This window comes from Micromonospora sp. NPDC049580, from assembly GCF_040675595.1.
GTDB lineage: Bacteria > Actinomycetota > Actinomycetes > Mycobacteriales > Micromonosporaceae > Micromonospora.
On the sequence record NZ_JBFAPG010000158.1, the window covers coordinates 1 to 11983 of the forward strand.

13 protein-coding genes and 1 pseudogene are annotated in these 11983 nt (G+C 74.5%); 6 read left to right on the plus strand and 8 right to left on the minus strand.

All coding sequences use genetic code 11. The features are described 5' to 3' along the window. Positions 1 to 31 precede the first annotated feature (31 nt). From AB0J68_RS15380 to bioB, 3 genes are read right to left on the minus strand one after another with little or no spacing between them, the layout of a single operon-like run. Complete coding sequence (locus tag AB0J68_RS15380; protein ID WP_355063900.1) at positions 32 to 538, minus strand: GNAT family protein; 507 nt, start codon at positions 536 to 538, stop codon at positions 32 to 34. A 4-nt stretch (positions 539 to 542) separates the two neighbouring features. Then, positions 543 to 761, minus strand: a complete 219-nt coding sequence (locus AB0J68_RS15385) for a hypothetical protein (protein ID WP_363939001.1) — start codon at positions 759 to 761, stop codon at positions 543 to 545. A 1-nt stretch (position 762) separates the two neighbouring features. Continuing rightward, positions 763 to 1758 carry a biotin synthase BioB gene (gene bioB, locus AB0J68_RS15390; RefSeq protein ID WP_354855452.1) on the minus strand — a complete coding sequence of 332 codons (996 nt, stop codon included), beginning with the start codon at positions 1756 to 1758 and terminating at the stop codon, positions 763 to 765. 272 nt (positions 1759 to 2030) lie between these two features. On the opposite strand from bioB, the gene AB0J68_RS15395 reads away from it, so the two are divergent. The 4 genes from AB0J68_RS15395 to AB0J68_RS15410 all read left to right on the plus strand — a co-directional run bounded on the left by AB0J68_RS15395 (position 2031) and on the right by AB0J68_RS15410 (position 6263). Then, the gene (locus tag AB0J68_RS15395) at positions 2031 to 3167 is read left to right on the plus strand and encodes an 8-amino-7-oxononanoate synthase (protein ID WP_363939002.1); all 1137 of its coding nucleotides are present in this window, start codon (positions 2031 to 2033) and stop codon (positions 3165 to 3167) included. 76 nt (positions 3168 to 3243) lie between these two features. Beyond that, a complete protein-coding gene (gene bioD / locus AB0J68_RS15400) occupies positions 3244 to 3948 on the plus strand; it encodes a dethiobiotin synthase (RefSeq protein WP_363939004.1) in 705 nt (234 codons plus the stop codon). A gap of 54 nt (positions 3949 to 4002) precedes the next feature. After that, positions 4003 to 5589, plus strand: coding sequence for a histidine kinase (locus AB0J68_RS15405; RefSeq protein ID WP_363938989.1), 1587 nt, complete (start codon positions 4003 to 4005; stop codon positions 5587 to 5589). Positions 5590 to 5645: 56 nt separating this feature from the next. Next, positions 5646 to 6263, plus strand: a complete 618-nt coding sequence (locus AB0J68_RS15410; protein ID WP_363939005.1) for a response regulator transcription factor — start codon at positions 5646 to 5648, stop codon at positions 6261 to 6263. Positions 6264 to 6296: 33 nt separating this feature from the next. Here the strand turns inward: AB0J68_RS15410 and AB0J68_RS15415 are convergent, their stop codons facing one another. From AB0J68_RS15415 to AB0J68_RS15435, 5 genes are all read right to left on the minus strand, one after another. Next, positions 6297 to 7118 carry an ABC transporter permease gene (locus AB0J68_RS15415; RefSeq protein ID WP_363938991.1) on the minus strand — a complete coding sequence of 274 codons (822 nt, stop codon included), beginning with the start codon at positions 7116 to 7118 and terminating at the stop codon, positions 6297 to 6299. Further along, positions 7115 to 8047: an ATP-binding cassette domain-containing protein gene (locus tag AB0J68_RS15420; protein ID WP_363938993.1), complete on the minus strand. Its 933-nt coding sequence runs from the start codon at positions 8045 to 8047 to the stop codon at positions 7115 to 7117. Before AB0J68_RS15420 ends, AB0J68_RS15415 begins: the two co-directional genes overlap by 4 nt. 83 nt (positions 8048 to 8130) lie before the next feature. Next, positions 8131 to 8991 (minus strand): polysaccharide deacetylase family protein, encoded by an 861-nt coding sequence (locus tag AB0J68_RS15425; RefSeq protein WP_363938995.1) that lies wholly within the window; start codon positions 8989 to 8991, stop codon positions 8131 to 8133. 33 nt (positions 8992 to 9024) lie between these two features. After that, the gene (locus tag AB0J68_RS15430; protein WP_363939007.1) at positions 9025 to 10146 is read right to left on the minus strand and encodes a cytochrome P450; all 1122 of its coding nucleotides are present in this window, start codon (positions 10144 to 10146) and stop codon (positions 9025 to 9027) included. 66 nt (positions 10147 to 10212) lie between these two features. Further along, entirely contained in the window at positions 10213 to 10881 is a 669-nt protein-coding gene (locus tag AB0J68_RS15435) for a 50S ribosomal protein L11 methyltransferase (RefSeq protein ID WP_363938997.1), read from the minus strand. A 193-nt stretch (positions 10882 to 11074) separates the two neighbouring features. On the opposite strand from AB0J68_RS15435, the gene AB0J68_RS15440 reads away from it, so the two are divergent. Continuing rightward, positions 11075 to 11914, plus strand: coding sequence for a hypothetical protein (locus AB0J68_RS15440; RefSeq protein WP_363938999.1), 840 nt, complete (start codon positions 11075 to 11077; stop codon positions 11912 to 11914). Then, positions 11875 to 11983, plus strand: a pseudogene (locus AB0J68_RS15445) (amino acid ABC transporter permease); the annotation flags it as partial. The gene AB0J68_RS15440 and the pseudogene AB0J68_RS15445, both read left to right, overlap by 40 nt.

Here is an 11983-nt window from a genome sequence, read left to right on the forward strand (position 1 = left end):
GCACCGTGGGTGCCGGGCACGCCCGCCCGGTTCAGTCGGCCAGCTCCTCCGCGAGCAGGTCCATGAGCAGGGCATTGTGCCAGCGCCCGTCCTCGCCCCGCTCGTAGCGGCGCATGATGCCCACCGGCCGGAAGCCCACCTTCGCGTACGCCCGGATGGCCGCGCTGTTCGCCGCGGCCGGGTCGATGGTGAACCGGTGGTGGCCGTACTCGTCGATCAGGTGCCGGGCCAGGGTGCGGATGGCGTCCCCGCCCAGGCCCTCGCCGCGCACCGCCGGGTCGAGGAAGATGTCCAGGCTGGCGTGCCGGTAGTCCGGGTCCGGTTCGGCGTACCACTGGATCGCGCCGATCACCCGGCCGTCGTGCTCGATGGCGTACAGGGCGAGGTCGTCGTCGTTCAGGTCGGCCTGGACGGACGCGGCCAGGTCGTCGCCGCCGCGCCACCACCGGCGTACCTCCGGGTCGGCCCGGATGGCCGCGAGGGCCGGCACGTCCGCGACCGTCGCCGGTCGGAGGGTCACCGCACGCCCGCGCAGCATCGGCTCAGCCTCGGCTCTCGCCGTGCTTGACGCAGACCGCCGACCAGCCGACCGGCAGCACCTGCACCTTCATCCGGCGTCGGCAGCGCGGGCAGTAGCGCGGCGGCTCCAGCGTCCGGGCCGCCGGGCACGACTCGTGCCCGGCGGCCGACGCGTCCTCGCCGCAGCGGTCACACCAACGCTGCGCTGCCACAAGCTCGGTCACGTCGTCCTCACCGGTCAGCTCAGAGGGTCGCGGAGAGGGCCTTGACCGGCATCTTCAGCTCGTCGAGCAGGTCGAGGTCGGCGGTCGCCGGCCGGCCCAGGGTCGTCAGGTAGTTGCCGACGATCACGGCGTTGATGCCGCCGAGCAGACCGTCGCGGGTGCCCAGGTCACCGAGGGTGATCTCCCGGCCGCCCGCGTACCGCAGGATGGTGCGCGGCATGGCCAGCCGGAACGCGGCGATGGCCCGCAGCGCGTCCTTGCCCTCGACCACCGGGCGGTCACCGAGCGGGGTGCCGGGGCGCGGGTTGAGGAAGTTCAGCGGCACCTCGTGCGGGGCCAGCTCGGCGAGCTGCGCGGCGAACTCCGCCCGCTGCTCGACGGTCTCGCCGAGGCCGAGGATGCCGCCGCAGCACACCTCCATGCCGGAGTCGCGGACCATGCGCAGCGTCTCCCACCGCTCCTCCCACGAGTGGGTGGTGACCACGTTCGGGAAGTACGACCGGCAGGTCTCCAGGTTGTGGTTGTAGCGGTGCACACCCATGTCGACCAGGTCGTCGACCTGCTCCTGGGAGAGCATCCCCAGCGACGCGGCGACCTGGATGTCGACCTCGGCCTTGATGGCGGCGACGCCCTCGCGCATCTGCTTCATCAGCCGGTCGTCCGGGCCGCGCACGGCGGCCACGATGCAGAACTCCGTCGCCCCGGTCTGCGCCGTCTGCTTCGCGGCCTCGACCAGCGACGGGATGTCCAGCCAGACCGAGCGCACCGGGGAGGTGAACAGGCCCGACTGCGAACAGAAGTGGCAGTCCTCCGGGCAGCCGCCGGTCTTCAGCGACACGATGCCCTCGACCTCGACCTCCGGGCCGCACCACCGCATCCGCACCTCGTGGGCGAGCTGGAGGGCGGCGGGCAGGTGCTCGTCGGGCAGGTTCAGCACGGCGAGGACGCCGGCCTGGTCGAGGCCGACGCCGTCACCCAGGACCTGGGTGCGGGCCTGGTCGAGGATCTCTGGCATGGCTCGTACCCTACAAGGCCCCCGGCCGAGCGGGTACGACCTGCCATCCGGTCGATCTCCGCTGTGGAGATCGACGCACGCCGGTGGCGACCCCTAGTGACCGACCATTGACGGTACGTCGTGATGGTCGCCGCGGATCCCGATCGTCGTCGACATCCGCCGCCGATCGGCCCCCGCTTGCCGAGTGGATTCGTCGGGTCGGCGGCGGCGGGTGGTAATTTCGCCCGGCGGGTGTCGGCGTGACCGGCGCGGACGGCGGTGAAGGGGTGACGGTGGCGGACTGGCTGGCGGCGCTCGATCGTCGCGCGCAGTTGCGGGCTAAGGCCGGCCTGACCCGGCGGCTGCACCCGCGTCCCGCCGACGACCGGATGACCGACCTGGCCGGCAACGACTACCTCGGCCTGGCCACCCACCCGCAGGTCACCGCCGCGGCCACGGCGGCCCTGTCGGCGTACGGGCTGGGGGCGACCGGGTCGCGGTTGGTGCGCGGCTCGACCGACGCGCACGAGGCCCTGGAGGTCGAGCTGGCGCAGTGGCTGGGCACCGACCGGGCTCTCGTCTTCTCCTCCGGATACCTGGCCAACCTCGGCGCGCTGCGGGCCCTCGTCCAGCCCCGGACCCTGCTCGTCTCGGACGCGCACAACCACGCGTCGCTGATCGACGGCTGCCGGATCTCCGGCGCGGAGACGGTGGTCAGCGCGCACGCCGACGTGACGGCGGTGGCCGCCGCGCTGGCGGTGGCGCCGGGACGTCCGGCGGTGGTGGTCACCGAGTCGGTCTTCTCGGTCGACGGCGACCTCGCGCCGCTGGCCGACCTGCACGCGGTGGCCCGCCGCTACGGCGCGCTGCTGCTGGTCGACGACGCGCACGCGCTCGGCGTGACCGGTCCGTCCGGTGCCGGCGCGGTCGCGGCCGCCGGGTTGGCCGGCGAGCCGGACGTGGTAATCACCGCCACCCTCTCCAAGGCGCTCGGCGGGGCGGGTGGGGTGGTCGCCGGCCCGGCGGAGTTCGTCCGACACCTGGTCGAGACCGGCCGTACGTTCATCTTCGACACCGCGCTGCCGCCGGCCGTCGCGGCCGGTGTGCACGCCGCGCTGCGGCTGGCTCGGGCCGGCGACGACCTGCGCGCCGAGGTGGCCGACCGGGTGGCGCTGGCGGTCGGTCGACTGGGCGCGGCCGGGCTGGCCGTCTCCGCGCCGGACGCGGCGGTGATCTCGGTGGCGGCGCCCGGCCCGGAGGCGGCGACCGCCTGGGCCGCCGACTGCCGGGACCGGGGAGTCGCGGTGGGCTGCTTCCGGCCGCCCTCCACCCCGGACAGCCGCTCCCGGCTGCGCCTGACCGTCAGCGCGGGAGTGCCCCGGGCGGATTTCGGGCGGGCCCTGGACGTCATCGTGGAGTGTGCGCCGTGAGCGCGAGGAGTGAGCCGGGTTTGCGAGCCCCGCAGTCGCGAGCTGAGGGAGCGCCGTGAGCGCGTGGGAGGGGTCGGTGCTGGTCACCGGCACCGACACCGAGGTGGGCAAGACGGTGGTCACCGCGGCGATCGCGGCGGCCGCGCAGGCCGCCGGTCTGCGGGTGGCGGTTCTCAAGCCGGGTCAGACCGGCACGGCCGGCGGTGAGCCGGGCGATGTGGACGTGGTCAATCGGCTGGCGGCTCCGCTGACCGGTCGCACGCTGGCCAGCTTTCCGGACCCGCTCGCCCCGCTGGCCGCGGCCCGGGTCGCGGACCTGCCGCCGCTGGAGCTGTACGCGGCGGTGGACGCCGTCCGCGAGGAGGCGGACAAGCACGACCTGGTCCTGGTCGAGGGGGCCGGTGGCCTGCTGGTGCCGATGGGGCTGCGGCCGTCCGGCGAGCCGTGGACGATGGCCGACCTGGCGGTGTCGCTCGGCGCGCCGGCGGTGGTGGTCGCCCGCGCCGGGCTGGGCACGCTCAACCACACGGCGCTGACCCTGGAGGCGCTGGACCGTCGGGCGGTGCCGGCCGGCGTGGTGATCGGTGCCTGGCCGGCGTCGCCGGAGCTGGTGCACTGGACGAACCTCACCGACCTGGTGCCGAACCTGCTGGGCGCGGTGCCGTCCGGCGCCGGTGCGATGGACCCGGGGGTGTTCCGGCGGTCGGCGCCGGGTTGGCTCACTCCGGCGCTGCACGGGGTGCTCGACGACTGGCGCGTCTGGGCCGAGGAGAGCAGCTGAACACCTGACTTTCGTCGGTGTCGGGGCAGGTCGGGCGTGGGTAGCGTGGCCGCCGTGAGCATCCTGGACCTGCCGGGGCGGTGGCGGCGTCCGCTGCTGGACGTGCTGCTCTGGGCTGTGGTGGCCGCCCCGATCGCGGCTGCCCGGTTGACGCCGCCGTACCCGCGTTTCGACGTGGCGCTGCTGCTCGGTTCGCTGGCGCTGCTGGCGGTCGCGGTGGCGTCGGCGCGGCGCTGGCCGCTTGTCGGGTTGCTGCTGGTGGTGCTCGGTTCGCTGGTGGACGGCAACTTTGTCTTCGCCATCCCGGTGTTCAGTTATCTGAGCGGGCGGCGCAGTGCGGGCGCGGCGCCGGCGGCCGCGCTGTTCGGCGTGATCGCCGTCGGCGGCACGGTGCTGAACCTGGGGTTGCTCGGTACCGGGGCGGCGACCTGGTTCCTGCTCGCTTCGGTGCTGCTGTTCGCCGGGGTGTTCCCGTGGCTGGTGGGCCGGTACCGACGGCAGCAGCAGGCTCTGACCGATGCCGGTCGCCGGCACGTCGAGGCGTTGACACGCGAGCGGCGGGGCGCCGCGGAGCGGATCCGGCTGCGGGAGCGGGCCCGCATCGCCGAGGAAATGCACGACTCGCTCGGTCACGACCTCAGCCTGATCGCGTTGCGGGCGGCCGCGTTGGAGCTGGCAGACGACCTCGCCCCGGAGCACCGGACGGCGGTGGGGGAGCTGCGGGCCAGTGTCGCGGCGGCGACCGAACGGCTGCACGGCATCATCGGGGTGCTGCGGGAGGAGGGCGGTCCGGCCGGCGTCCGCCCGGTGGGGGAGACAGTCGTCGACCTGGTGGTCGGGGCCCGCGAGGCCGGGATGGCGGTACGGCTGGACGGCCCGACCGACACCGTCGAGCTGCCCGGGTTGACCGGGTCCGCCGCTCATCAGGTGGTGCGGGAGGCGCTCACCAACGCGGCCCGGTACGCCCCGGGCGCGCCGGTGACCGTCACCCTCGCTCGGGACCGGAACGGGGTCGAGGTGCGGGTGCGTAACGCGTCGGCGCCGGCTGGCCCGCTGCCCCGACCGGCTTCCTCGGGGAGCGGTCTGCTCGCCCTCGCCGAGCGGGTCCGGCTGGCCGGCGGCGTGCTGGATGCAAGCCCGTGCCCCGACGGTGGCTTCGCGGTGAGCGCCCGGCTGCCGCTGCCCGCCGAATCGCACTACGGCGCGGGATGGTCGGGAGTGCCCGTCGCGGTGGCCGCCGTGACCGATGGCACGTTCGACGGTGACGCCCCGGTCGGCGGTGGCCCGGAACGGCCGGCCGACGCCGAGCGCCGGCTGCGCGAGGCTCGTCGCCGGGCGCGGCGCAGCCTGCTGACGGCGCTCGCCGCCCCGGCCGATCTCGCGCTCGTCCTGTCGTTGGTCTACTACCCGGTCGCCACGACCGGCACGGTGCTGGACGAGTCGACGTACGACCGGATGCGACCCGGTACCTTGCGCGCCGACCTGCCCGGGTTGCCCCACCGGCAGCTCACCCCGCCGGTCGGCGGGGCGACGCCGGGGTGCGAGTACTACACCGACGGCAACTTCCCCCTCGCCGAGCCGACGTGGCGGCTCTGCTTCACCGACGGTCGACTGGCCAGCAAGGAGCGGATCGCGCAGTGAACACCGATACGGCCGCGCCGCCTCCGGTCCGGGTGGTCCTCGCCGACGACGAGGCGATGATCCGGGCCGGCGTCCGGGCCATCCTCGCCGCCGATCCGGGCATCGAGGTGGTCGCCGAGGCCGGCGACGGGCGGGCCGCGGTGGAGCTGGTTCGCGCGCACCGACCCCGGGTGGCGGTGCTGGACATCCGGATGCCCCGGTTGGACGGGTTGGCCGCGGCGGCCGAGATCCGCCGGGTCGCGCCGGCCACCGCGACGCTCATGTTGACCACCTTCGGCGAGGACGACCACGTGGCCCGGGCGCTCGGGCACGGCGCGAGCGGGTTCCTGCTCAAGGCCGGTGACCCGCGCGAACTGATCGCCGGGGTGCACGCGGTCGCCGACGGCGGGGCGTACCTGTCGCCGCGGGTGGCTCGCCGGGTGATCGAGCTGGGGGCCGGACGGCTGGCACGCCAGCCCGCCGCGCGGGACCGGACGGCCGGGCTGACCGAGCGGGAGCGTGAGGTGCTGGCCCTGGTCGGGGCGGGGCTGTCCAATGCGGAGATCGCCCGCCGGCTGCACCTGGTGGAGGGCACCGTGAAGAGCTACCTGACCAGCATCTTCACCCGGCTGGATGTGCGCAACCGGGTGCAGGCGGCGATCCTCGCGTACGAGGCGGGGCTGGTCGAGCAGTGAGCGGGGGCCGCGAGGGCCCCCGCTCGGTGTGGCTCAGGCGTCGCGGCGGCGCAGCGCGGCCTGACCGAGCAGCAGGGCGGCGCCCGCCCAACCGGCGAGCACCAGCAGCCCGACCGCGCCCGGGTACGGCTCGGTGTCGCCCGCCATGAAGTGCCCACCGGCCACGCCGGGGAACGCGTCGGCGATCCGGTTCAGGACGGTGATGTCCGGCTCCTGCAGGGACAGCGGCACGATCATCAGGGTGGCGAAGAGCACGATGATCGTGAGCACCGCGCTGCGCAGCGCCGCGCCGAGGCCGAGCGCCAGGACGCTGACCAGGGCCAGGTAGGTCGCCACCGCCACGATGTCGCCGATCGTGCCGGCGGTCGGCGCGCTGCCCCACTCGCCGAGCACCGGCCGGGCGACCAGGGCGCCGACCCCGCCGAGCAGCAGTCCGAGGACGAAGGTGACCGCGCCGGCCACCACGGCCTTGGCCAGGAGCACCCGGCCGCGTGCCGGGGCGCACTGCAGGGTGGTCCGGATGGTGCCGCTGGTGAACTCCGTCGTGATGGCGAGCAGTCCCAGCGCCAGCACGGCGTACTGGGTCAGCTCGACCGCGTCGATCAGCACGCTGCCGACGGCGACGATGCCGGGGTCGTCGGCCGGGTCGTCGTTGGTGTTGGCGTTGGCCGCGTAGATGGCGAGCTGGCCGGCGCTCGCGGCCATCAGGAACAGCCCGGCCAGCATCGTCCACCAGGTGCTGCGCACCGAGACCAGCTTGGTCCACTCGGCGGCCACCGCGGCCCGGAAGGCGGCCGGCGCGCTGACGGCCGGCGCGGCGGTGGGACGGCTGCCCACCACTGTCTGCGTGCTCATCGTGCGTCACCTCCGGTCGGGCCGCCCGCGTACTCGACGCTGTCGGCGGTCAGCTCCATGAACGCCTGCTCCAGCGACGCGCCGTGCGGGCTCAGCTCGTGCAACCGCACCCCCAACTCGTACGCCAGGTCACCGATCCGGTCGACTGTGGTCCCGGTGACGGTCAGCTCGTCCGGGCCGGCCGGTTCCACGGTCGCGCCGTGCGCGGCGAGACGGGCGGCGAGGGTGGCGAGCCCGTCGGGGTGCGGGCTGCGGACCCGTACGGCGAGTCCACTGCCCGCGATGACGTCGCCGACCGGGGCGTCGGCGAGCAGTCGTCCCCGGCCGATCACCACGAGCTGGTCGGCGGTGAGCTGCATCTCGCTCATCAGGTGGCTGGAGACGAAGACCGTGCGGCCCTGCCCGGCCAGGGAGCGCAACAGCTGCCGGACCCAGCGCACCCCGTCCGGGTCGAGGCCGTTCACCGGCTCGTCGAACATCAGCACCGGCGGGTCGCCGAGCAGCGCGCCGGCGATGCCGAGCCGCTGGCCCATGCCCAGGGAGAGGGTTCGGCCCGGTTTCCCGGCGGCACGCCCGTCCAGCCCGACGGTGTCGAGCACCTCGTCGACCCGCCGCGCGGGGATGCCGTTGCTGCGGGCCATGGCCAGCAGGTGCGCGCGCCCGGACCGGGTGGGGTGGATGGCCGGGGCGTCGAGCAGGGCGCCCACCTCGTGCAGCGGTCGCCGCAGCTCCCGGTACGACCGACCGTCGACGAGCGCCGTTCCGGCGGTGGGCCGGTCCAGGCCGAGGATCATCCGCATGGTGGTGGACTTGCCGGCGCCGTTGGGGCCGAGGAAACCGGTGACCCGCCCGGGTGCGATGTCGACGGTCAGCGCGTCGACCGCGAGGGCCGCCCCGAACCGTTTCGTCAACCCACGTAATGTGATCATGCGCTGACGCTAGGCGTCCGCCACGTCGGCCCGCCGCGCCCGAACGGCACCACCCGACCCTGACTTTCGTCAGGTCGCCCCGGTCAGCGGATGTAGTCCTCCAGCAGCGCCGGGGTGAGCCCCGCCCGGTGGATCGCCTGCAACGCTGCGAGGAGGTCGTCCATCAGCGCCGGCCGGAAGTGCATCAGCAGCACGTCGCCGGGTTGGACCACCTTCTCCGGGGTCTGGTAGCGCACCTTCCCCTCGTGGACGGTCTCGGACCAGTGCAGGACGGCCTTCGCGCCGCAGTCCCGAGCGGCGGTCAGCGTGGTGCTGTCGTACTCGCCGAACGGCGGGCGGAACAGGGTCGCCCGCTTGCCGAACAACGCCTCCAGCCGGTCCACGGCCCCGCAGATCTCCTGCTTCTGGTAGTCGTACGACCGGCCGGCCAGCGAGGTGTGCCGGATCGTGTGGCTCTCGACGACCCCGCCGGCCACCTGGATCTGCCGGAAGTAGACGTCGTGCTCCTCGGCCGCCGGTGAGTTCAGGAACATCGTGACCGGGATGTGCGCCCGCCAGATGAAGTCGGCCACCGCGGGCGGGCGAGCCAGCCCACCGTCGTCGATGGTGATGAAGGCGACCTTCTGGTCGGTCGGCAGGCGGTGCCAGAACGGGATCGCGCCGGTCGCGGCCAGCGGCACCGGCTGCGGCGGTGGCGCCTCGGGAAAGGTCGGCACCTGGGACACGTACCAGTCCAGGCTTCCGGGGGCGGGCGGGGCGGACGGGGACGGCGAGGCGGACAGCGACGGCGAGGCCGACCGGGTGGGTGCCGCGACCGACGGGCTCGGCGGGACCGCGGCGATCTGCCGGGCGTGGGACACGGGCCGGGCTGTGCAGGCACTCAGCGTCAGCAGGGCCAGAAGCGTTGTGGCGGCGAGGATCCGACGGGCGGGGGTGGCGGACACGCCCGGAAACATACCGAGCGGAGGTCGGTCCGGTCAGCCCGGTGCGACCTGAGGACGCCGCACCACGAAGGCGTCCGGCATCCGGAAGGTGAGGTTGTCCGGGCACCACGGCGGCCGGACCACGCTCACCCCGTCGAGCAGTGGCGTCGCCTCGGCCACCACCACGGCCGCCTCCATCCGGGCCAGTACGTCCCCGACGCAGCGGTGCGCGCCCGCCCCGAACGCCAGGTGCCGGCGCGACCCGCGCTGTCCCGGGCGGAACTCGTCGGGGGACTCGACGATCGCCGGGTCCCGGCCGGCGCGGGCCAGCCACAGCACGATGCTGGTGCCCGCCGGCACGGCGGTCCCACCCAGTGTGCCGTCCACCGCCGCGACGCGCCGCCACGTGACGATGGGCGGTTCGAGGCGTAGGCCCTCCTCGACGACGTCGGCCACCGCGACGTCGCCGGTGCGCAGGCCAGCGCGTACCGCCGGTTCGACGGCCAGCCGGTGCAGCAGCAGGGTGAGGAACTGGGAGGTGGTCTCCTGGCCGGCGACCAGGAGGAAGAAGAGCGCGCCGACCACCACGTCCGGCGGGTGGCCGCCCGCGCGCAGCTCGGCGGCCAGGCCGCCACCGGTGGCCGCGAACTCCCGCAGGACGCCGTGGAAACGGCCCACCTCGGTGGCGAGCGCGAGCTGGCGGTCGCCGTCCAGGGGCGCCCAGAACAGCTCCAGTGCCGCCCGGGCGAACTCCTTGACCGCGCCGACCGGCGCGTCCGGCAACTCGACCAGCCGGGCCAGCACCAGCAGGGGCAGGTCGGCGGCGAGGTCCGCGTACAGGTCGACCGGCTCACCGGCGTCGAGCGCGGCGCGCAGCCGGGCCACCCGCTGCCGGACCAGAGCGGTGAGCCAGGGGCGTTGCGCCGCGACCCGGGCGGGGTGCAGCGCCTCCGCGACGATCGCCCGGATCGGGGGATGGCTGGCGGCGGAGTTGTTCGCCAGCGTCGGCGGCAGCCGGAACCGGTGCCCGGCGAGCACCCGCAGCGCGGTCACCGGCATCGGGGTCACCGCGTCCAGGGCGTTGTCCGGCCGGTAGCGGACCGGGTCGGCGAGGACCTGCCGGACCAGCGCGTGCCGGGTGACGACGAGGTGACGTACGCCGACGTGGTCGGTCACCTCGGCGACGTCCGGCCAGGGTGCCTCGACCTCGGACGCCCAGCCGGAGAACAGCACGTCGACACGCTAGCCGGCAGCCCTCGGCAGGCCGGCGCGCAACTGCCAGACGGTGGTGCGCTTCACCCGGACGCTCTCCAGGGCCTCCGGCACCGGCACGTCGTAGGTCGCCAGCTCGTCGAAGCGGTCCCGGGGCAGGAACGCCCGGCCGGGGTCTCCGACCAGCGCCGGCGCCCCGGCCCGGGTGGTGCGCAGCAGGAACCGCAGCACCCGTCGGGCCATCGCCTCGCTGTAGAACACGTCCCCGGCGAGCACCACCTCGGCGTCGCCCGCGTCGCCGTCGAGGATGTCGCCGAACTCGGCGTCGACGCGTACCCCGTTGGCCTCGGCATTGAGCGCGACGGCCGCGACCGCCAGCTCGTCCACCTCGACGGCCCGCACGGACGCCGCGCCGGCCCGGGCGGCGGCGATGGCCACCAGGCCGGAGCCGGAGGCGAGGTCGAGCACCCGGCGGCCGGCGACCAGCTCCGGGTGGTCGGTGACGTAGCGGGCGAGCGCCTGCCCGCCGGCCCACGCGAAGGCCCAGAACGGCGGCGGCCGGTCGCTGGAGAACTCGCCCTCGGTCAGCTCCCAGAGCCCGATCGGTTCGTCCGCCTGGTGCAGGCGCACCTCGGGAACGAAGGGGACCGGGGCCAGCCGGGCGTGCAGCCGGACGAAGGTGCTGGAGAGCTCGGACACCCGGCGATTCTCGCGCACCGGTCAGCCCCGGCGACGCACGGAGGTGGTCGAGGGATCGCGGGTACGCGTGAAGGGTTCACCACTCTCGGTGAAATCACCCCTCCTGCTTGGCATCCGATGCGAAGACACCCCTCTGTCCGGCCCGCCCGTTTCCTCCTAGCGTTTCCCTCCAGGGACGAGAAGGAGCGAGGTGGTGGTGATCGTGTGGCGCTACGCGCTGCGGCTCGGAGCGTTGGTTGCCGGCGTTGCCGGGGCGGTGCTGACCCTGGCCGCGCCGGCACAGGCGGCCTTCGCCACCGAGATGAGCGGCCTGCCGGCCCGGTTCACCGCAGGGGGCCAGGTGCGCACGATCTCCGCGGTGGTCTCCCAGACGGACCGGCGCGGCGGATGCGCGAAGGTGCGCTGGTCGATGGTGCTCCGCGTGCAGGGCATCCGGCTCGACCAGGTGAAGATGGACCGGGTGGAGGAGAACGGCGACTTCCCGCTGGAGGTCCAGACCGAGGGTGACGTGGCCCGGTTGACCGATCGGCAACTCGACCCGGGCACGCTCTGCCCGGGCCGCACGGTCACCGCCCGCTACCGGGTGGCCTTCGCCGAGGACGTCACCCAGGGGCGGGTCACCCTCGCCGCCGAGGCGTACGACGCCAACCTGCGCCTGTTGGCCCGCCAGACGGCCACCCGGTCGGTGGTGGGGGCAGGGGTCAGGCCGACCGGTACGCCGACGCCGAGCGCGACGCCGGCCGAGCCCAGCGATCCGCCGAGCGAACCGGCGCAGGAGAGCGCCCCGGCCGAGGAACCGGTCGCCGACCAGCCCATCGACGCCGCGCCGCCGTCCGCTGGCCGTCCGGTCTCGCAGGCCGGTGGGTTCGGCATGGTGCAGGCCGCGTTCCTGCTCGGTGGGCTGCTGCTCTCGCTCGGGGTGGGGTTGCTGCTGCGGTTGCGTCACCTGACCCGGGCTGCCACCACCGAGGCCGAGGACCCGCCGGTGGACCGGCTCTGGGAGCGGCGCGCAAGAACCAGGTGCTGCGACTGATCCTGCTGCCGCAGGCGGTCCGGTCGATGCTCCCGGCGATCGTCAGCCAGCTCGTCGTGCTGCTCAAGG